We start from the raw sequence: 17892 nt of genomic DNA, 5'->3' as shown, positions 1-17892 counted from the left end.
CTTGGGCCTATCGCGCGTCGCGCTACTTGAGGCCCGTTGAGCGCGCCGCGCTCCGGGCCAGTGGATGTTCGGTGTCGGTGCGGCGGCTCAGTCGATCTGACGCGCTTCTTCGGCCAGCATGATCGGAACGCCCTCGCGGATCGGATAGGCCAGTTTGGCGCCCGCCGAGATCAACTCGTTGGCGTCGCGGTCGTAGGTCAGTTTGCCCCGCGTGACCGGACAGACCAGCACTTCGAGCAGGCGGGGATCGACGGAGACAGGGGTGTTGAAGGCGTCACTCATGGCGGATTCCTGAAAGCGTGGCCGCTTATTGCATGGACGGCGCGGCGTCGTCACCGCCGTCGGCGGCGTCGATGCGCATCAGGGCGGTCAGGGCCTCGGCGCGGGGCATCAGGCCCATGGCCTCCAGCAGAGCCTGCTTCTCGGCGGGTTCGAACGGCAGGGCCATCGACAGGCTGTTGACCAAGGCCTCCATCGGCGCGGTCTCGGCCGTCTCCCAATCGATGTCCAGGAGCCGGTGGGCCATATAGGCGCGCAGGGCGTCGAGGAAGGCGTCCCTGTCGAAGTCAGGCTCCTCGGGCGGGGAGACGAGATCGTCCTCATAGGCCTCGAACGCCGCGCGAACCTGGCGGTAGGGAGTCTTGGACGGCATCTCGGCGGCGATGCGGAAACGCGACACGCCGGTCAGGGTGATCAGATAGCGCCCGTCGGAGGTCTCGGCAAAACTGGTGATCCGACCCGCGCAGCCGACGGGCGACAGGCCGGGCAGGGCCGGCGTGCCGCCCTTGGGCTGGACCAGGCCGATGATCCGGTCGCCGGCCATGGCGTCGTCCACCATGTTCAGATAGCGCGGCTCGAAGATGTTCAGCGGCAGCTGTCCGCGCGGCAGCAGGATGGTCCCGCCCAGCGGGAACACCGGGATCACCTGGGGCAGGTCGAGGGCGCGGACATAGCCTTGAGGCATCACTTCTCCTGGGGCCTACCGCGCTTCGCGCTGCTTGAGGCCCGCTTGTTCTGGATCACGAAAACAGAATGGACGACAGGCGGCGACGGCCATCCTTGGACACGTCCGAGGTCAGCCCCGCCGCCTCGAAGATGACCAGCAACTGTTTGCGGGCCGCCTGATCGTTCCACTCGCGGTCGGCCTGAATGATGGCCAGCAGATTGTCGACCGCGCCCTTGAAGTCGCCGGCCGCGCTCTGGGCCTCGGCTAGGTCGAAACGCGCCTGATGATCGTTCGGATCGGCGGCGACCTTGGCCTCAAGTTCGGCCGAGGCGCCGGAAGGGGTTTTAGACGCCAGGGCCAGTTGGGCGCGCACGCTCTGGACCGCCGGCTCCTTGGAATCCTGCGGCGCCATGGCGATGGTCTGGGCCGCCTGTTCCGGGTCGCCGCCCGCCAGATAGACCCGCGCCATGCCGGCGATGGCCTTCTCGTTCTCAGGCTCGATCGACAGGACGTGGGCGAAGGCCTGGGCCGCGCCGCCGAAGTCGTTCAGGCCCAGCGATTCCTCGCCCAGCTCCAGCAGCTGCGCCGTCTCGGTCGAGCCGCCCTGACCGCCGGTCAGCTTGTCGATGAAGGCCTTGATCTGGCTGTCGGGAATGGCGCCCTGGAAGCCGTCGACCGGCTGGCCGTTGACGAAGGCGTAGACGGTCGGGATCGACTGCACCCGCAGCTGGCCCGCATAGGCCGGGTTGGCGTCCACATCGATCTTGACCATCTTCACCGCTCCCTTGGCGGCGCGCACGGCCTTCTCCAGCGCCGGACCCAGGGTCCGGCACGGCCCGCACCAGGTGGCCCAGAAGTCGACGATGACCGGCTGATGCTTCGACGCCTCGATCACGTCGGTCATGAAGGAGGCGTCGGTGCCTTCCTTGATCAGGTCGCCGGCAGCGTCGGGGGTCAGGGTCGGGTCGAGCAGGGTCATGGGCGGGTCCGCGCAGAGATCGGTCAGGTTCAACGGTTCAGATGGCGTCGGGATGCGTCGGCATCAAGCCGGGAAAAGGTCGCGCCGGGATTTCAGACAGTGGTCATGAAAAACACCGTCTAATTCGTCTAATTCGTCTGACTTCCCCCGCTGCTAGTCTGCCTCATTGTGCCCGACTTTGCGAGATGGGGCCTGTGCGGCAAGGTTCAAGCGGTCCGCGATGACGATGGTGTAAACGCAACGCTGCCGCGTCCCTCGCGACATTCCCGAAGTCCAACAGGATAGGTGCCGCGACCGCTTCGGCATCGCCGCTAACCTGTCTTCAAGCAAGCCTGCCGTATTCAGGTTGAATGCTGGACAACCAGAACGGCCCCATCAAAAAGCCGCTGCCGCTGGCGGAGCGCGCCGCCGGTCGCAGGTTGCGCTTTGGTGAGGTGGTGTCGAACGCCCTCGGCAATGATCGGAGGGTTCTGGCGGCCGCCTTCGCGCCCGTCGACACAAAACGCAGCCTATCGGAGGGCATCGAAGGCGGAAGCACAGCCGTTATTCCCTTAGGCATGGTTCACGGCTTCTTGGCCTTTGTCGCGCTCGTCACGGGCGACTGGTCCAGTCTGGTCGTGCATGGGGTGCTGACGGGATTTGTGATCCTGGCCTATTACGCCATCGTCTATGGACGCACGATCTGGCCGATCTGTTTTGTCCTCGCCTGGCTCGTGGTGGAAATCACCTGCGGCCGGTGGCTGTTCGACTACAGAATGGGCGGTAGCTATATGAACATCTTCGCCCTGCCTGTCGCGATCCTTGGCGTGCGGGCGTCGTGGAGAAGGGCGCGTCTGGCGAAGGTCTGATTTCGCGCAATCGGTTCAAGCGCCCATCGCTTCGAAATCCACCACCACCGGCTCCCGCTCCAGCAGCGCCAGAACTCGCCGAAAGGCTGACCGATCCAGGGCGGTGGTCGCCGTATTGGTCAGGGGGTGGAAGTTGACGATGTCGGCGTCCCACAGGCGCCGGTCCAAGACGAAGGTGACGCGGCGGTCGATGTCGTTGATCAGGCCCAGCGCCGTGACCGAGCCGGGACGGACGCCCAGCGTTTCCCACATCAGGGTTTCGGCGCCGAACGACAGGCGGCCTGAGCCCATGACGGCGGCGGCGCGTTTCAGGTCGATGACCGTGTCCTGACGCGCCGAGATCAGCCACAGCCGGCCTTTGTGATCCTTGAGGAACAGGTTCTTGGTGTGGGCTCCCGGCAGGTCGGCCTTGAGATCCAGCCCTTCCTCAACCCGAAATACGGCCGGGTGGTCGTGGGTGACGTGATCCACGCCGTTCGCCTTCAGCCAGACGGTCAGGGTCTCGCGGTCGAAAGCGGGTGCGTCAGTCATGGTTGAGCCGTCGGGTTTCGGGCGTTAGGAAATGGTCATGGTCGATACCGTCAACACGCGCCCGCTGGAACTGGAATGCTATCCGATGACGGCCCGGCCGCCGGACCTGGTGCCCGGCCGCCAGTCGCGCAACTGGATGGACGCCTTCATCAGCCGCCACCCCTATCGCTGCCTGCCGCTGAACATGGCCAACACGACGGGGTGGGAAATCCTGTGCCCGTTCGGCTTCTCGGCCGAGTGGAACGGCGGTCCGCGCCAGGAAGACATCGTCATCACGCCGGATCGGCCCCAGCACGATCTGGCCCATTTCGTCACCTCGCACTTCTCGCGCGGGGTGCTGACCATGCACCCGCAATATCTGTTCCGCACGCCGCCTGGCTGGGGGATGATGTGCTCGGGGTCGCCCAACCATGTGAAGGACGGCATCCAGCCGCTGGTCGGCCTGATCGAGACGGACTGGCTGCCCTTCCCCTTCACGATGAACTGGATCTTCACCCGGCCGGGGCGGATCACCTTCGAGAAGGGCGAACCCTTCTGCTTCATCAATCTGATCGAGCACAAGAAGGTCGAACAGTTCCAGCCGATCATCCGCACGCTGGAATCCAACCCGGTGATGAAGGGTCAGTTCGAGGCCTGGAACCGCGCCCGCACCGACTTCAACCAGCGTCTGGCCGGCGGCGACCCGGATGCGGCCAAGGAGGCGTGGCAGCGCTACTACTTCAAGGGCGAGGTGCCGGAAGATCTGGGCACGGCGCCGGCGACCCACTCCAACAAGCGCCGGCTGAAGTCGCCGCGCGTGGGATGAAAGAAAAAGCCCTCTCCACGCCGTGGAGAGGGGCTTTCAGCATCAGGCCGCCGGGCGGGTGACCTGCGGACCCAGGTTCTGGATCACCTCGCGGGCGTCGAAGGCGTTGGGGTCGTTGGCGGGTTTGGGGCCGCGGCCCAGGACGATTTCGGCATTGGCCTCGAAGCGGTCGACCTGACGGACGTCGAAGTCGTTGACTCCCCACGGGCCGTAACGGTCCCATGGGCTCCAGAAGCCGCTGCGGTAATAGCGCCACGACGGACCCCAGTAGGGGCTGTAGAAGCGGTTATAGCCCGAATAGAACGGATCAGGCGTACCCACGAAGCGGGTGTCGCGGTCGGTGGCGCGATTGACGGTGGAGAACCAGTCGTAACCGCTCTCGACCGTCAGTTCGGCCGAACGCAGCAGCAGCGACTGTTCGACCTGTTCGCGCGACGTCAGCGAATTGCCCGAGAAGCTGACCCGGAAACGGTTGTTTTCCAGGCGCTGCTCAGCATAGCCGCCACGCTGGCCGTTGAAGCCTGCGGGTTGATACGGGGTGGCGGTGGCGCAGGCCGCCAGAGCCAGACCGGCGGCGACGGTCACCGCCAGGGTCTTCAGGGGGAGGGTTTTCATGACATCAAACTCCTTGATCGCCCATTCGGGCGCTCTGACGGCTGAACGGAGCATGAACGAAGGCGTTCCCGACCACTGTATGACGAAGCGTCGCGGCGTCTAGAGCCGAAGAACGATCAGCACGGCGGCGACCATCAGCAAAAGGCCGACGAAGACGCCAAAGCCTTTGCGAAAGCGCGGTTGCTGCATGCGGCGCGACAGGGCGGCGCCGGACAGGGCGTAGGTGCTCATCGACACCATATCCATGCCGATGGCCGCCATGGCGAACATCGCCATCTGCGGCGCGACCGGGCGGTTCACGTCGATGAAGGGCGGCAGGACGGCTGTGAAAAACAGGATGGCCTTGGGGTTAGCGATCTGGACGGCGAACCCGTCGATCAGGGCGCTGCGGCCCTTCTTGACGACGACCTCGTCGGGATCGGCGGCGGTGGCGAAGGCGCCGCGCAGCGCCTTGATCCCCAGCCAGGCGACGTAGAGGGCACCCAGCACGGCGATGACCTTGAAGGCGGCGGGAAAGGCCTTGACCAGGGCGCCCAGACCCAGGGCCGCCGCGCCGAACCACACCAGGGTCGCGGCGTTCATGCCCAAGACGCCGATCAGGGCCGAGGCGCGGCCCTTTTCAACGCCGGTCGCGACGGCGAACAGATTGGCCGGGCCGGGCGTGATCGCCATCACCGCCATAACGCCGAGGAAGGTCGAATAGAGGTGCGGATCGACGGGCAGGGCGGGCATGCGGCGCGATGTCGCTGCTTAGTCGGGCGCGGTCAAGGCGCTCTGTCTCCTCGCGTCGCGGGGAGGTGGCGCGGCGCATCTTGCGCCGTGACGGAGGGGTTCTTCGCCCATTCATCGGCGTCCGTAGGGATCAAAAAACCCCTCCACCGCTGCGCGGTCCCCCTCCCCATTTTATGGGGAGGAGACAAGGATGTTAGGCAGCCGGACGAGCTGGCGGCGCCGGCGGTTCGGGGGCTTCCGGGGCCTCGGGCGCCTCGGGAACCTCGGCGGCCGCTTCGTCCTCGACGACGGCGTCGGCGGCCTGGTCCAGGGCGTATTGGGCGACCAGGCTGTAGGTCTCCATCTGCTCGGGCGTCGGATTGGTCCAGGCGCTGTTGCGGGCGATGCCTTCGGCGGTGACGACGCCCTTCTGCATCCCCTCCTCCATCGCCTGTTTGACCTCGGGGTCGTTCAGGGCGTCGGCGACAATGGCGTCGACGTCGATGTTCTTCAGCGCCTGGGCGGCCATTTCATTGGCGTGTTTGGTCGCCTCGGCGGTGAAGGCGGCGACGTCGGGCGCATAGTCCGACCACAGGGTGGCGATGCGACGGCCGCGTTCGGCCTCGCTCAGGCTCTGGTCTTCGGAAATCGCCTCGGCCCGTTCGCCAAAGGTCTCCATGCGCGCCTCGAAGGCCTCGGCGGCGGCTTCCATGCGGGCTTCGGCGGCTTCAGCGGAAGCCGGAGCCGGAGCCGGCGTGGGCGCAGGCCCCGGGGTCTGCGCCAAGGCCGAGGAGAGGGGCGCGAGCGCCAGGGCGGCGGTCAGGCTGAGCAGGCGGATCATGGGACGGCTCCCGTTGAATGACCCGCGCAAACTCCGCCCTCAGCCGCCCCGTCTCAAGTGAAATCGCGGTAAGGCTTGGCTTACTGCGGCGTCGCCGGGGCTGCGGCCGGCGCGGAGGCGGCCGCCTCGATCTCGGTGCGGGCCTTCAGCGGGATGCCTTTGATCTGCTGCATCACCATGGCCATCTGTTCGGCCGGCGCGCCCTGGGCGGTGGCGAAGGTGTTGACCTCCTCGGCGAAGGCGTCGGCCTCGGGCTGATACTTGGCCTGCAATGAGTCCAAATCGGACTTGGCCTTGGCCTTGTCGGTTTGAGCGGCAGCGGTCTGCATTTCCGTCGCCATGGCTTCCATGCGCTCTTGGAAGGCTTCCGCCTTGGCCTCGAAGGCGGCTTCCTCGGGACTGTCCGCTTCTTGGGCGGGCGCCGGAGCGGCTTGCGGCGCAGGGGCGGCGGCCTGACCGGCGGCGAAGGCGGGGGTGGTCAGGGCCAGGACGGCGACGGCCGCGGCGGAAGACAGAAGGCGCATCGGAAACTCCACGATGGGCCGCCTTGCGGCCCCGAACGAGGCTGCATCCCAGCCCCGGCCGCACCCTCCTACAGTCCGATTAGATTTCAAAGACCCGATAAGGCTTGTCGCCTAGCGTCTTCAGCACCGGCAGGGCGACATTATAGACGGGCGTCCCCTTGGTGGTGCGTCCCTCCGGTCCGCCGCGATGGGCGTGGCCGTGCACGACCAGACGGACGTTGTCGTAGCGATCGATGGTCTCGGCCAGACGCGACGACCCCAGGAAGGCATGGATTTCGGGCGGCTCGCCCATCACCGTCTCGACCACGGGCGCATAGTGCAGCAGCACGACGGAGCGTTCGGTGCGCAGCATGCGGATCGAGTTCTCGATGAGATTGGCGTCCTCGACCGCCTCCTGCACGAAACGCTTGATCGAGGCCTCGCCGAACGAGGAAAGCATATAGCGGCCGAAGCCGCCGACGAACCCCTTGCCGCCCGCAAAGCCGACGCCCTCGATCTCATAGGCCTCGCCGGTCAGCATCTTGACCCCGGCGTCGGTCAGCATCTTGGTGACGACCTCGGGCTGGCCGCACTCGTGCTCATGATTGCCCAGCACGCCGACCATCGGGATTTTGCAAAGCTTGAGATCCTCAAGCAGCCGCTCGACCTCGGGCGTCTTGCCGTAGTTGGTCAGGTCGCCGCACAGGCACAAGACATCGGCGTCGTCAGCCACCCGCTCGAACAGGTCGCGATAGCGATGCTCAGTGGTCTCGCCGACATGAAGGTCGCCGACGGCGGCGACGCGCAGGGTCTTGGCGGGGCCGGCTTCCAGTCCGGGTTGGATCGTCTGGGTATCGGAGACGGCGTCAGTCATGGCGGCTTACCTTTCAGTGGCCCAGGTTGACGGGGTCGTGGCGTTCCTCCAGCCCTTTGCCGACGACATCGCCAAAGCCCCACTCGGCGACGTCGGCGACATAGTCGCGTGGGCTGAACAGGCGGCCGCGACAGACCTTCACGCGCGGCGCCGGCAGATCGATTTGGGCCGTCAATCGCTGGACTAGCTCTTCCATCAGCCAGCGCGGAATCCGGTCGCGCTCGGTCGGATAGGCGAAGCGGAAGTTCAGCAGATGCGCCGCCAGCACCTCCCAATAGAGGTCCATCTGGTCCAGCAGGCTCTTCCAGTCGATGGCGTCCGACTGTTTCAGGATGACGTGGTTCACGTCGGCGCCGTCATAGCGATAGCGGTCTTGGATAAAGACCTTGGACAGGATCAGGGCCGTGGGCGGGGTGATCTGGACCTGATGGCCATAGACGGTGATCCGGTCCTCGCTGAACCAGCTGTCGGACACGGCGATGGTGCCGTTGGACATGGCGAAGATGACGTCGAAGAAGTGTTTCTCGTCCTTCCAGACCTTGGCGATCCAGCGCTCGTCCTCGACGTCGGTGCGGTAGCCGTGCTTCTGGAAGAAGGCCAGGATGCGGGGGTAGTCGCCGGGCTTGCAGAAGACGTCCAAATCCTTGGTCGGACGCCGAATGCCGGTGTAGGCCGTGACCGCATAGGTGCCCGACAACAGGAAGGGAATGCCGCTCTCTTTGAGCAGGCGCAGGCTCTCTTCATAGAAGGCCAGGGCGTCCGCCGGCGGCTCGAAGGTCGGTTCGGCGATCACGTCTGACATTGGCTGGGGCCCTTCGCTGGCAAGGGCGAGTAAACGGCGACGCTGAACGGCGGTTCCGCAATCCTACCTAGGTGGGCCGCTACGGGATCCTTAACCCCCGCGTGTCACCGTTACGTCATGGGACTGAAGTGGGTGAACGCAGAAGGCGGGCGCTGGCGGTTTTTCCGTCACGAGGCCGGCCGCGCGGCTGGACCGTCGCCCTACGCCTATGTGGCCTTGTTCGCCCTGTGCCTGTCGGTCGCCCAGTGGAGCATGCATGCCTTCGGCGCCACGGTTCTGTGGCCGGCCAATGCGGTGCTTCTGGCCGCCGTCCTTCAGCTTCATCGTCGCCAGGCCATCGGCGTCATGCTCGCCTGCGCCGCGATCAACCTCGCCAGCAACATCGTGCGCGGCGACCCCGGCGTAATGATGTTCACCAACGTCGCCCTGAACCTGACGCAGGTCTGCATCGCGACCGTGCTGGCGCGCCGTTTCTGCGGGGCCGCGCTGGACATGCGTCGGCCCTGGCGTCTGTTCCGCTTCGCCGTCTTCGCTGCCGTGCCGGCCGTCCTGATCAGCACCCTGCTGGCGGGCGCGGTCGCGGTGCTGATGAGCTGGAAGGTGCCGGGCACGCTGGCGTTTCGGATGCACCACCTGTTCGACATGGAGCTGCTGGCGATGATGATCGTCACGCCGTCCCTGCTGCTGCTGGCGCGCAACCACCGTTTCCGGGACGACGCCCAGGCCACGATGACGGAGGCGGCCGCCCTGCTGGTGCTGGTCGGCGGCGTCACCCTTTGGGTCTTCAGCCAGACATCGGCGCCGGTGATGTTCGCGGTGCTTCCGCCGCTGATCCTTCTGGCCTTCCGGCTGGGTCCGCCGACCACCGCCTGCGCGGTGGTGCTGGTCGCGGCCATCGGCGGCGCCGCCACGCTGGCCGGGCATGGGCCGGTCGTGCTGACCCGCCTGCCGCCCGACCCGGTTCTGGCCGCCTTGCCTGAGGTGATGCGCCAGATGAACGTGTTTCATCTGTTCCTGCTGTGCGTCGTTGGGTCGGTCCTGCCCATCACCACCCTGTCGACCGAGCGTCGGCGTCTGACGGCGCGTCTGAGGGCGCGCACGACGGCGGCGCTGGACGCCCTGGCGCGTGCCAGGCGCGCCGACGAGGCGAAGTCGCGCTTTCTGGCCTTGATGAGCCATGAGATGCGCACCCCCCTGACCGGGGTCACCGGCTATGCCGACCTGTTGTCGCGCTCCACCAGTCTGGACGCCGAGGGCCATCGGCAGGTCAATGCGGTACGCCAGTGCGGCGAATCCATGCTGCGTCTGGTCGAGGATTTGCTGGAGATTTCGCGCGGCGGCGACGAGGTCGTGCTGAAGCCCGCCGATCTGCGCGCCTTGATCCAGGACGCCGTGGCGCCGGCGCGCGAGTGGGCCGAGATCCGCGGCCTGACGTTCGACCTGCACATCGCGCCGGACGCCGAGGGCTGGGTGCTGACCGACATGCGGCGTCTGCGCCAGATCCTGCATCATCTGACGCTGAACGCCTCGAAATTCACCTCGCACGGGGGCGTGGGCGTCACGGTCGATCGCAGCGATGACCGGCTGCGGATCGCCGTTTCCGATACCGGCTGCGGCATGGATGCCGAGACCCTGGCGGGCGTGTTCCGCCTGTTCGAACAGGCGGACGCCTCCACCAGCCGCGCGCATGAGGGGGCGGGCGTCGGCCTGGCCCTGGCCAAGAGCCACGCCGAGCGGCTGAACGGCACCATCGCCGTCGACAGCGTCCAGTGGCAGGGCTCGACCTTCACTCTGGAGATCGAGGCGCCGGTCGTGGCACCGGTGGAGACGGAGAGCGGCTCGCCGCTGGACAGCCGTCGCATGAAGGTTCTGATCGTCGACGACCACCCTGCCAATCGGGATCTGCTGCGCATCATGCTGCAGGCCGCGGACTGCGACACCGCCGAGGCCTGCGACGGGCGCGAGGCGGTGAACGCCGCCTCGGCCGAAGCTTTCGACCTGATCCTGATGGATGTGCGCATGCCGGTGATGGATGGCTTAGCCGCCACTCGCGCGATCCGCGCCCTGGCCGATCCCGCCAGCCGGACGCCGATCCTGGCCGTCACCGCCGAGGCCATGCCCGAAGACGCCGCACGGTGCCTGTCCGCCGGCATGGACGGTCATCTGGCCAAACCGGTGACCCAGGCCAAGCTTTATGCCGCCATCGACGAGACGCTGAGCGCCGCTGCGTCGCGACTGGACGCCCAAGCCGCCTGAGCCGTCGGGCGCGGCTTCATCCCCAGGCCCGTCCCCAGGAATGTGCGGCACGGACACAACATCTAGCGGTCGCGATAAATTGTGATCGCAAAATAGACCTGTTTTGACTTGGCGCCGACGCCTTCAAATCGCATGGTGAATGCGTCTTCAGAATCGCCCTCAGGTCCAGTTCGATGAACGCCATCACTCCGATCATCCTCCCCGAGCGCGCCGGTCTTCTGACCCCGTCGGCCGCCTACAAGCCGTTCCGCTATCCGTGGGCGTTCGACATGTGGAAGAAGCAGCAGCAGGTCCACTGGATGCCCGAGGAGGTGCCGCTGGGCGAGGACGTCAAGGACTGGGCCTCGACCCTGAACGACGGCGAACGCAACCTGCTGACCCAGATCTTCCGCTTCTTCACCCAGGCGGACATCGAGGTTCAGGACAACTACATGGAACGCTACGGCCGGGTGTTCAAACCGACCGAGGTGAAGATGATGCTGGCCGCTTTCGGCAATATGGAGACGATCCATATCGCGGCCTACGCCCTGCTGCTTGAAACCATCGGCATGCCCGAGAGCGAGTTCGGCGCCTTCATGGAATATGAGGCCATGCGGGACAAGCACGACTATATGGGCCAGTTCGGGGTCGATTCCGACGCCGACATCTGCCGGACCCTGGCCATGTTCGGCGGCTTTTCGGAAGGCGTTCAGCTGTTCGCGTCCTTCGCCATGCTGATGAACTTCCCGCGCCAGAACAAGATGAAGGGCATGGGCCAGATCGTGTCCTGGTCGGTGCGCGACGAGAGCCTGCACTGCGAAGGCATCATCAAGCTGTACCACGCCTTCAACAAGGAAACGGGGGCGGTCACCAAGTCGGTCGCGGACGACATCGTCGACTGCTGCAAGACGGTGGTGAACATGGAAGACAAGTTCATCGACCTGGCCTTCGAAATGGGCTCGGTGAACGGCATGACGCCCGAGGACATCAAGCAGTACATCCGCTTCATCGCCGACTGGCGCCTGCGTCAGCTGAAGCTGCCGGAAGTCTATGGGGTGACGGAAAACCCGCTGCCCTGGCTGCAGTCGCTACTCAGCGGCGTCGAACACGCCAATTTCTTCGAGGCCCGCGCCACCGAATATTCCAAGGCGGCGACGCAGGGGAACTGGCACGGCGCGGACGGCGTCTGGACCGAGTTCGACCGCATGATGGCGCGCCGCGACATGAGCTTGGTCGCGGGCTGAACCCGCGACCAGGGGCGCGGCCTCAGACGGGGGCCGCGCCGATCTGTTTGAGGATGCCCAGCTCGTCGGAGCTGCCCCAACGTTCGACCATCTTGCCCTCCTCGAACCGGCCGATCTGCATCCCGCGAACCTCGATGGACTTGCCCGTAGCGGCTACGCCCTGGAAGTCGCCCTTGTGCGTGCCGGTCAGGGTGTAGGCGAAGGCCACCTGATCGCCTTCGCTGAGCATGGTCTCAGGTTCGACCTTCAGGTCGGGGAAGGCGGTCCGCATCTCGGTGAAGAAGGCCTTGAAGCCTTCGGGCCCCGGTCCCTGACCCGGTGCGGGATCGTTGTCGACGCAAGCCTCCGCCACGACCTCGGGAAAGGCGTCCAGAGCGCCCGTGTTGACGATCTCGCCGAAGCGTTTGGTTGCGGCGATATTGGCGGTGGCATCGGCCATGGAGGGTCTCTTTCGCTTGGGGTTCGATAGAGACAACCGCCCGATCCCTCTATGGTTTCAGCCGGCACGGTTTATTGCGCTGGCCGGATCCAGGCCGGTCGCGCGATGAGGCCTTGCGGAGGCCCGACCGGCATAGCCGCGCCTGTTCCTGCCAAGGGGCGTAGTCGCGATCATATTGCTCCGGGCTGGCGCGGTGTCGAGGGCGTCTGGGGCGCGTTCGATCGCATGATGGCGCGGCGCGACATGAGCCTGGCCGCGGGCTGACACATCTCCCATTTCGGGCGTAGGCTCTCTCGAAAGGGAGAGCACCCCATGAGCGAAGAGATCGTCTTCTACACCAACCCCATGTCGCGCGGACGCATCGTTCGCTGGATGCTGGAGGAGGCAGGCCAGCCCTATCGCACCGTCGTGGTCGATTATCCGGCGATGAAGTCGCCGGACTATCTGGCGATCAATCCGATGGGCAAGGTGCCGGCCATCGCTCATCGCGGCGTCGTCGTGACCGAATGCGCCGCCATTTGCGCCTATCTGGCCGACGCCTTTTCTGATGCCAGCCTGGCGCCGGCGACGGACGATCCCCTGCGCGGCCTTTATTATCGCTGGATGTTCTTCGCCGCCGGACCGGTCGAGGCGGCGGTGACGGCAAAGTCGCTGGGTCAACTGCCGCCGCCCGAGAAGTCGGCCATGGTCGGCTACGGCTCGTTCGATCAGGTGATCGACGGACTGGAACATGCGCTGGACCGCAGCCCGTGGATCCTTGGCGAGCGGTTCAGCGCCGCCGATGTCTATGTCGGCAGCCAGATCGCCTGGGGACTGATGTTCAAGAGCCTGCCCGAACGGCCGGCGTTTAAGGCCTATGCCGAGCGGATCACCACCCGCCCGGCCGCTGCGCGCGCCCGCGAAATCGACGACGCGCTGATCGCCGAGGCGAAAGCCAAGGCGGACTGATGGCGCTTACTGAGCCGGCGCGACCCACGCCGGTCGGGCGGTGCAGGCGGGGCGGAAGCCGGTGCGGCACAGTCGTACCTGTTCCTGCCAAGCGGCGTAGTCACGGTCGTATTTCTCCTGGGCCAAGCGGGCGGTCTCGGCGGCGGCGCGCGCCTGTTCCTCGGCCTGACTGACCTCGATCTGATGACGGGCCAGGGCGGCGTCGTAGTTCAGCCGGTTGTCGGCGTCGGTCTTGTCGGCAAGGGCGTTCTGGGCGGCGATCTCGTCGTTCAGAGCGCGGGTGGTGCGCAGTTCCTCTTCAGTCTGCTGGGCGTCGCTGGCCCGGTGATAGGCCTCGCCCCGCGCCTTCATCATTTCGTCGCGGCTGGCGGGATCGGCCGGGTCGGGCAGGGCGCGCTGATCGCGATAGGGGTCGGCGGTCGCCGGCGCCGTCGTCGTCTGGGCGGCGACGGGTGCGGTCAGGGCGGCGACCAGCAGGGTAGCGGCGGCGGCGGTGCGAACGATCATGACTGTCTCTCCCGAGGCCGTGGCGTTCTGCGCAGCTTGGCCATTGTGATCCTGCTGCACAACGCCGCAGCGATGAAAAGGTGGCGAAAGGCTCGGCTTCGCGTCATGGTCGTCCTCTCCCGACCGCAGCCTATCCGAGAAGACCGATGATCCTGAGCACCGCGTCCGGCGACTTCCCTATTCCCGCGGAGGTCGCGCGTCAGTTGCCGAACGTGCCGGCCCTGCCCGATACGACCGCCGCGGACGCCCAGCTCCAGATAGAGGACTTCCGCCATTGGCTGGACGCCTCGCCCGAACACGCCATCGACTATGAGCGGCTGCGGCGCTGGCATCTGGTCCAGGAGGAGCTGGCGGCCCAGGCCAAGACGGAGAACCGGCCCTTCGTCGTGTCCGACGACGGTCTGGAATAGGGCGACGCTGGAACGTCTTCGAGCGCGGGGGATTGCGGCAACATCCCCTTGCCCCCGGAGACTTTCATGTTCCAATCAATCGGTTACGGCGCAAAGACCGCCCGGTCCAAGCTCGAGCCCATGACGTTCGAGCGCGACGATCCCAAGCCCAACGAGCTGGTGATCGAGGTTCTTTACGCCGGCGTCTGCCACTCCGACATCCACCAGGTCAAAAACGAATGGGCCAACACGGTCTATCCGTGCGTGCCGGGCCACGAGATCGTCGGGCGGGTCAAACAGGCGGGCGCCGAAACTTCGCGCTTCAAGGAAGGCGATCTGGTCGGCGTCGGCTGCATGATCGACAGCTGCCGCCAATGCGAGGCCTGCGGCGCCGGCGATCAGAACTACTGCGAGGGTCCAAACAGCTGGCTGGCGACCTATAACGGCCCCATGACGCCGGCGACCGAGACCGAAGACGGCGCCAACATGTACGGCCGGGACAATACCTACGGCGGCTATTCCGATGTGGTGGTCGTGCCGGAGGACTTCGTGTTGCGAATCCCCGAAGGCCTGGACCCAAAGGCGGCCGCGCCCATTTTGTGCGCCGGCGTGACCACCTGGTCGCCGCTGAAACACTGGGGCGTCAAGGCGGGGGACAAGGTCGCCGTCCTGGGCTTTGGCGGTCTGGGCCATATGGCGGCCAAGCTGGCCAAGGCTCTGGGGGCGGAAGTGACCGTCCTGACCTCGACGCCGGAGAAGATCGAGGACGCCAAGCGGCTGGGCGCCGACGCGGCCCATATCGAGACGGACAAGACGGCCTTGGCGCCCCTGGCGGGGACGTTCGACTTCATCCTGTCCACCGTGCCCGAGAAGCACGAGATCGGCGCCCTGTTGGACCTGATGAAGCGCGATGCGGCCTTCATCGTCGTTGGCAATCTCGATGTCGTGGACGGGGTCGATAACTCCAAACTGGCCTTCAAACGCCAGACGGTCGGCGGCTCCTTGATCGGCAATCTTCAGGAAACCCAGGACGTGCTGGACTTCTGCGCCGCCAATGGCGTGGCCCCCGAGGTCGAAATGATCGACATCGCCGAGATCAACGACGCCTATGTGAAGATCGAGAACGGCGAGGCGCGCTACCGCTACGTCATCGACATGGCGACCCTGAAGGCCGCCTGATCGCCTAGCCGGGCAGGCGCAGCTCGAAGGCTGCGCCTGTTCCGTCGGTCTCGACCAGCCGCAGGTCGCCGCCGTGAAGAGCGGCCAGTTCGCGCGAGATGGTCAGGCCCAGGCCCGAGCCGTCCGAGCTCTTTGAGCTGACGAAGGGTTCGAACAGGCGTTCGGCCAGACGCGGCGGAATGCCGGGGCCGTCGTCGGCGATGCGCACGACGCAGAAGCCGTCCTGACCGAAGGCGCTGACGGTGATGGCGCCCTTGCCGCGCCGCTCGGGCGGACGCGTGGGATCGGCCTCGATGGCCTGGCGGGCGTTGCGCATCAGATTGACCAGGATGCGATACAGCTGATCCGGGTCGGCCTCGACGGCGAACCGGGGCGGCAGCTGTTTGACAAGGCGCACGCCGTCGGGGTCCAGTCCGGCGTCCTCGGCCGCCAGGGTCAGGGCCTTGGTCAGGACGACGCGGGTCTTCTGGGGGGCGGGCTCCTCGCTCTTTCCGTACTCCAACACATTGCGGGACAGGCCGGCGGCGCGGCTGAGCGCGCGCTCCAGCCGGGGCAGGGCCTTGGCCACCTGGGGGTCGGCGGAGGTCGCCAGCCGCTCGGACGCCATCTGGGCCGAGGTCAGCATGTTGCGCAGGTCGTGGTTGATCTTCGCCACCGCCTCGCCCAGCGCGACCAGACGGGCGCGAGAGCGCAGGGAATGGCGCACCTCCTCCTGCATCCGGCTCAGTTCGCGCTCGACGCGGCCGATCTCGTCGTGGCGGTCGGACGGCGCCTCGGCCTCGCTCTCGGGATCGGCGGCGAACCGTTCCATCGACCGGGTGACGCGACGCAGCGGGCGCAGCACCAGCAGGGCCAGACCGCCATACAGCAGCGCGCCCGCCGTCACCGACACCAGCAGGGACACCAGCAGGCTGTTCAGCAGGAAGGCGCGCAGCTCCAGCTTCAACGGCTGAGCAGGCGTGACGATCTCGATGAAGTCGCCCGAGCGATAGCGCGGCTTGGCCTGAACCCGCAGCGAGCGGTCCGGATGTCCGAACAGGGTCCGCCACGGGTCGGTCAGGCGCGACCAGCTGTCCTGACGCCTCAGGTCGATCAGTTCGGGCGCGCGGGGCAGGTTGGGGGCCTGAAGCAGCAGGCGGCGCACCCCTTGCTCCGTCAGGGCCACCGCCTGAACCCCGCCGATCCGCATCAGCTCGGCGGCCGTGTCGTCCTCGACCGCGCTATAGGGCAGGGCCTCGACCCCGACCGAGGCCAGTTCGGCGGCCTGGAGCCGGTCGCGCAGCCAGCGCTCATGGAAGGCCGCCAGGTTCGGCCCCAGGATCAGGGCCTCGACCGCCAGGGTAAAGGCGACGGTCAGCAGCAGCAGCCGCGCCGACAGACCGTCGGGCGCGCGCGGGGTCAGGCGCTCGCGCCAGAGATTGGCCTGGTCCGGCGTCAGGTTCAGCCGCGCCGCGATCCGATCGAACAGGGCGCTCATGCCGCCGTCGCCCCGATCCGCCGGGCACGGATCATCTGGAACAGCTTGATGCCGATCGGCAGCAGCAGGGACAGGAAGACCACGCCCATCAACGGCCAGAAGAACTGTTGCAGCAGCATGGGCAGGTCCGGCCGAACGCCGGCGCGCAGCAGGCCGCCCAGCTGCGATCCGATCCAGGTGTAGATGAAGGTGGACGGCAGCAGTCCGATGAAGGTGGCGATGATGTAGGGCCTCAGCGGCACCGCCATCATCCCCGCCGTCGCGTTGACCAGGACGAAGGGCACGCTGGGGATCACGCGCAGGGTGAACAGGGTGGTGAAGGCGTTGCGGTCGATGCCCTTGGCCAGCCGATCCATGAAGCCGGCGTCGGCCTCGAACTTGGCGCGCAGCCACGAACCGATCGAGGTGCGATAGACATAAAAGATGACGACCGAACCGATGGTGGCCCCCGTCGACTGGGCCAGGGCCCCGACATAGGGGCCGAACATCATCCCGCCCAGCAGGGTCAGGAAAACGGGTCCGGGAATGGTCGAGGCGGTCGCCACGGCATAGACGGCGATGAAGGCGACCAGCGCGACCCACCAGTTCTGTTGCGCATAGGCCTGAAGGTTCAGCCCGTGCTCGCGGATCAGATCCATCGACAGATAGCGGTTCCAGCCCAGGGCGAAGAAGGCGATCACCAGGCCGGCGATGGCCGCCAACGGCGCCAGCCGCAGGGCCCATTCCTTCGCCGTTCGTTTCGCCATCCGTTTCATCGTCCCGAAATGCCGTCCGAGCGTTGACTCACGCGGACATGCGACTTATACGCCCGCCCTTCCTGCGGCGGACGCCTCTTGCCCCGTCGCCCAACCTTTTAACGTCAGGAGCCGACCGTGAAGCGGACCTATCAGCCGTCGCGACTCGTGCGCAAGCGCCGTCACGGCTTCCGCAGCCGGATGGCCACCAAGAACGGCCAGAAGATTGTTGCGCGCCGTCGCGCCAAGGGCCGCAAGCGCCTGACGGCGTAAGCGGCTTACGCG

Annotated in this window: 22 protein-coding genes; 8 read left to right on the top strand and 14 right to left on the bottom strand. The window is 66.5% G+C overall.

Annotation, left to right across the window (positions count from 1 at the left end):
* Window positions 1–87: 87 nt before the first annotated feature.
* Genes ABIC32_RS05020 through trxA form a run of 3 tightly spaced genes read right to left on the bottom strand, consistent with a single transcriptional unit; the run spans window position 88 to window position 1925 of the window.
* A complete protein-coding gene (locus ABIC32_RS05020) occupies window positions 88–282 on the bottom strand; it encodes a Trm112 family protein (RefSeq protein WP_017505027.1) in 195 nt (64 codons plus the stop codon).
* Window positions 283–307: 25 nt separating this feature from the next.
* The gene (locus ABIC32_RS05015; RefSeq protein WP_026108391.1) at window positions 308–964 is read right to left on the bottom strand and encodes an LON peptidase substrate-binding domain-containing protein; all 657 of its coding nucleotides are present in this window, start codon (window positions 962–964) and stop codon (window positions 308–310) included.
* Between the two features lie 55 nt (window positions 965–1019).
* Window positions 1020–1925: a thioredoxin gene (gene trxA / locus ABIC32_RS05010; RefSeq protein ID WP_295198402.1), complete on the bottom strand. Its 906-nt coding sequence runs from the start codon at window positions 1923–1925 to the stop codon at window positions 1020–1022.
* A 350-nt stretch (window positions 1926–2275) separates the two neighbouring features.
* On the opposite strand from trxA, the gene ABIC32_RS05005 reads away from it, so the two are divergent.
* Window positions 2276–2773 (top strand): hypothetical protein, encoded by a 498-nt coding sequence (locus ABIC32_RS05005; protein WP_354072758.1) that lies wholly within the window; start codon window positions 2276–2278, stop codon window positions 2771–2773.
* Between the two features lie 15 nt (window positions 2774–2788).
* Here the strand turns inward: ABIC32_RS05005 and ABIC32_RS05000 are convergent, their stop codons facing one another.
* On the bottom strand, window positions 2789–3304 hold the full coding sequence (locus tag ABIC32_RS05000) for a prolyl-tRNA synthetase associated domain-containing protein (protein WP_354072756.1): 516 nt from the start codon (window positions 3302–3304) through the stop codon (window positions 2789–2791).
* A gap of 37 nt (window positions 3305–3341) precedes the next feature.
* Here ABIC32_RS05000 and ABIC32_RS04995 point away from each other — a divergent pair, with 37 nt between their 5' ends.
* Window positions 3342–4109: a DUF6065 family protein gene (locus ABIC32_RS04995; RefSeq protein WP_156146787.1), complete on the top strand. Its 768-nt coding sequence runs from the start codon at window positions 3342–3344 to the stop codon at window positions 4107–4109.
* Window positions 4110–4151: 42 nt separating this feature from the next.
* On the opposite strand, the gene ABIC32_RS04990 is transcribed toward ABIC32_RS04995, so the two are convergent.
* The 6 genes from ABIC32_RS04990 to ABIC32_RS04965 all read right to left on the bottom strand — a co-directional run bounded on the left by ABIC32_RS04990 (window position 4152) and on the right by ABIC32_RS04965 (window position 8455).
* The gene (locus ABIC32_RS04990) at window positions 4152–4724 is read right to left on the bottom strand and encodes a CC0125/CC1285 family lipoprotein (RefSeq protein WP_026108394.1); all 573 of its coding nucleotides are present in this window, start codon (window positions 4722–4724) and stop codon (window positions 4152–4154) included.
* A 99-nt stretch (window positions 4725–4823) separates the two neighbouring features.
* Window positions 4824–5456: a LysE family translocator gene (locus ABIC32_RS04985; RefSeq protein WP_045810913.1), complete on the bottom strand. Its 633-nt coding sequence runs from the start codon at window positions 5454–5456 to the stop codon at window positions 4824–4826.
* Between the two features lie 193 nt (window positions 5457–5649).
* Complete coding sequence (locus ABIC32_RS04980; RefSeq protein ID WP_354072754.1) at window positions 5650–6276, bottom strand: hypothetical protein; 627 nt, start codon at window positions 6274–6276, stop codon at window positions 5650–5652.
* Between the two features lie 80 nt (window positions 6277–6356).
* Complete coding sequence (locus tag ABIC32_RS04975; protein WP_354072752.1) at window positions 6357–6800, bottom strand: hypothetical protein; 444 nt, start codon at window positions 6798–6800, stop codon at window positions 6357–6359.
* Window positions 6801–6879: 79 nt separating this feature from the next.
* Complete coding sequence (locus ABIC32_RS04970; RefSeq protein WP_354072750.1) at window positions 6880–7653, bottom strand: metallophosphoesterase family protein; 774 nt, start codon at window positions 7651–7653, stop codon at window positions 6880–6882.
* A 13-nt stretch (window positions 7654–7666) separates the two neighbouring features.
* Window positions 7667–8455, bottom strand: a complete 789-nt coding sequence (locus tag ABIC32_RS04965; RefSeq protein ID WP_055754649.1) for a nucleotidyltransferase family protein — start codon at window positions 8453–8455, stop codon at window positions 7667–7669.
* 117 nt (window positions 8456–8572) lie between these two features.
* Between ABIC32_RS04965 and ABIC32_RS04960 the strand changes: the two genes are divergently transcribed.
* Both ABIC32_RS04960 and ABIC32_RS04955 read left to right on the top strand, forming a co-directional pair.
* Window positions 8573–10711, top strand: a complete 2139-nt coding sequence (locus ABIC32_RS04960) for a response regulator (protein ID WP_354072747.1) — start codon at window positions 8573–8575, stop codon at window positions 10709–10711.
* Between the two features lie 173 nt (window positions 10712–10884).
* Window positions 10885–11934, top strand: coding sequence for a ribonucleotide-diphosphate reductase subunit beta (locus tag ABIC32_RS04955; RefSeq protein WP_112862969.1), 1050 nt, complete (start codon window positions 10885–10887; stop codon window positions 11932–11934).
* A 22-nt stretch (window positions 11935–11956) separates the two neighbouring features.
* On the opposite strand, the gene ABIC32_RS04950 is transcribed toward ABIC32_RS04955, so the two are convergent.
* Complete coding sequence (locus tag ABIC32_RS04950; RefSeq protein WP_199060090.1) at window positions 11957–12373, bottom strand: ester cyclase; 417 nt, start codon at window positions 12371–12373, stop codon at window positions 11957–11959.
* A gap of 312 nt (window positions 12374–12685) precedes the next feature.
* On the opposite strand from ABIC32_RS04950, the gene ABIC32_RS04945 reads away from it, so the two are divergent.
* Window positions 12686–13321 carry a glutathione S-transferase family protein gene (locus ABIC32_RS04945; protein ID WP_354072744.1) on the top strand — a complete coding sequence of 212 codons (636 nt, stop codon included), beginning with the start codon at window positions 12686–12688 and terminating at the stop codon, window positions 13319–13321.
* Window positions 13322–13327: 6 nt separating this feature from the next.
* Here the strand turns inward: ABIC32_RS04945 and ABIC32_RS04940 are convergent, their stop codons facing one another.
* The gene (locus tag ABIC32_RS04940; RefSeq protein WP_354072742.1) at window positions 13328–13828 is read right to left on the bottom strand and encodes a hypothetical protein; all 501 of its coding nucleotides are present in this window, start codon (window positions 13826–13828) and stop codon (window positions 13328–13330) included.
* Between the two features lie 146 nt (window positions 13829–13974).
* On the opposite strand from ABIC32_RS04940, the gene ABIC32_RS04935 reads away from it, so the two are divergent.
* Entirely contained in the window at window positions 13975–14238 is a 264-nt protein-coding gene (locus tag ABIC32_RS04935; protein ID WP_354072740.1) for a hypothetical protein, read from the top strand.
* A gap of 66 nt (window positions 14239–14304) precedes the next feature.
* Window positions 14305–15396, top strand: a complete 1092-nt coding sequence (locus tag ABIC32_RS04930) for an NAD(P)-dependent alcohol dehydrogenase (RefSeq protein WP_354072738.1) — start codon at window positions 14305–14307, stop codon at window positions 15394–15396.
* Between the two features lie 4 nt (window positions 15397–15400).
* On the opposite strand, the gene ABIC32_RS04925 is transcribed toward ABIC32_RS04930, so the two are convergent.
* Together ABIC32_RS04925 and ABIC32_RS04920 are read right to left on the bottom strand one after the other, a co-directional pair.
* Window positions 15401–16873 carry a sensor histidine kinase gene (locus tag ABIC32_RS04925; RefSeq protein ID WP_066625151.1) on the bottom strand — a complete coding sequence of 491 codons (1473 nt, stop codon included), beginning with the start codon at window positions 16871–16873 and terminating at the stop codon, window positions 15401–15403.
* Complete coding sequence (locus tag ABIC32_RS04920; RefSeq protein WP_153923987.1) at window positions 16870–17619, bottom strand: TVP38/TMEM64 family protein; 750 nt, start codon at window positions 17617–17619, stop codon at window positions 16870–16872. Before ABIC32_RS04920 ends, ABIC32_RS04925 begins: the two co-directional genes overlap by 4 nt.
* 126 nt (window positions 17620–17745) lie before the next feature.
* Between ABIC32_RS04920 and rpmH the strand changes: the two genes are divergently transcribed.
* A complete protein-coding gene (rpmH, locus tag ABIC32_RS04915) occupies window positions 17746–17880 on the top strand; it encodes a 50S ribosomal protein L34 (protein ID WP_003164000.1) in 135 nt (44 codons plus the stop codon).
* The last annotated feature ends 12 nt before the right edge of the window (window positions 17881–17892 follow it).

The organism is Brevundimonas sp. 1080 (assembly GCF_040545985.1).
Taxonomy (GTDB): Bacteria; Pseudomonadota; Alphaproteobacteria; order Caulobacterales; family Caulobacteraceae; genus Brevundimonas.
The sequence above is the reverse complement of the archived record's forward strand: the minus strand, read 5'-3'. Positions and strand labels throughout refer to the sequence as shown.

Excerpts from the sequence above, each read along its gene's own strand:
- ABIC32_RS04920 (WP_153923987.1), bottom strand. The coding sequence starts at position 17,619 with ATGGCGAAACGAACGGCGAAGGAATGGGCCCTGCGGCTGGCGCCGTTG.
- ABIC32_RS04980 (WP_354072754.1), bottom strand. The coding sequence starts at position 6,276 with ATGATCCGCCTGCTCAGCCTGACCGCCGCCCTGGCGCTCGCGCCCCTC.
- ABIC32_RS04930 (WP_354072738.1), top strand. The coding sequence starts at position 14,305 with ATGTTCCAATCAATCGGTTACGGCGCAAAGACCGCCCGGTCCAAGCTC.
- ABIC32_RS04975 (WP_354072752.1), bottom strand. The coding sequence starts at position 6,800 with ATGCGCCTTCTGTCTTCCGCCGCGGCCGTCGCCGTCCTGGCCCTGACC.
- ABIC32_RS05015 (WP_026108391.1), bottom strand. The coding sequence starts at position 964 with ATGCCTCAAGGCTATGTCCGCGCCCTCGACCTGCCCCAGGTGATCCCG.
- ABIC32_RS04925 (WP_066625151.1), bottom strand. The coding sequence starts at position 16,873 with ATGAGCGCCCTGTTCGATCGGATCGCGGCGCGGCTGAACCTGACGCCG.
- trxA (WP_295198402.1), bottom strand. The coding sequence starts at position 1,925 with ATGACCCTGCTCGACCCGACCCTGACCCCCGACGCTGCCGGCGACCTG.
- ABIC32_RS04945 (WP_354072744.1), top strand. The coding sequence starts at position 12,686 with ATGAGCGAAGAGATCGTCTTCTACACCAACCCCATGTCGCGCGGACGC.
- ABIC32_RS04970 (WP_354072750.1), bottom strand. The coding sequence starts at position 7,653 with ATGACTGACGCCGTCTCCGATACCCAGACGATCCAACCCGGACTGGAA.
- ABIC32_RS04955 (WP_112862969.1), top strand. The coding sequence starts at position 10,885 with ATGAACGCCATCACTCCGATCATCCTCCCCGAGCGCGCCGGTCTTCTG.
- ABIC32_RS05020 (WP_017505027.1), bottom strand. The coding sequence starts at position 282 with ATGAGTGACGCCTTCAACACCCCTGTCTCCGTCGATCCCCGCCTGCTC.
- ABIC32_RS04935 (WP_354072740.1), top strand. The coding sequence starts at position 13,975 with ATGATCCTGAGCACCGCGTCCGGCGACTTCCCTATTCCCGCGGAGGTC.
- ABIC32_RS04985 (WP_045810913.1), bottom strand. The coding sequence starts at position 5,456 with ATGCCCGCCCTGCCCGTCGATCCGCACCTCTATTCGACCTTCCTCGGC.
- ABIC32_RS04940 (WP_354072742.1), bottom strand. The coding sequence starts at position 13,828 with ATGATCGTTCGCACCGCCGCCGCCGCTACCCTGCTGGTCGCCGCCCTG.
- ABIC32_RS04960 (WP_354072747.1), top strand. The coding sequence starts at position 8,573 with ATGGGACTGAAGTGGGTGAACGCAGAAGGCGGGCGCTGGCGGTTTTTC.
- ABIC32_RS05000 (WP_354072756.1), bottom strand. The coding sequence starts at position 3,304 with ATGACTGACGCACCCGCTTTCGACCGCGAGACCCTGACCGTCTGGCTG.
- ABIC32_RS04990 (WP_026108394.1), bottom strand. The coding sequence starts at position 4,724 with ATGAAAACCCTCCCCCTGAAGACCCTGGCGGTGACCGTCGCCGCCGGT.
- ABIC32_RS04995 (WP_156146787.1), top strand. The coding sequence starts at position 3,342 with ATGGTCGATACCGTCAACACGCGCCCGCTGGAACTGGAATGCTATCCG.
- ABIC32_RS05005 (WP_354072758.1), top strand. The coding sequence starts at position 2,276 with ATGCTGGACAACCAGAACGGCCCCATCAAAAAGCCGCTGCCGCTGGCG.
- ABIC32_RS04950 (WP_199060090.1), bottom strand. The coding sequence starts at position 12,373 with ATGGCCGATGCCACCGCCAATATCGCCGCAACCAAACGCTTCGGCGAG.
- ABIC32_RS04965 (WP_055754649.1), bottom strand. The coding sequence starts at position 8,455 with ATGTCAGACGTGATCGCCGAACCGACCTTCGAGCCGCCGGCGGACGCC.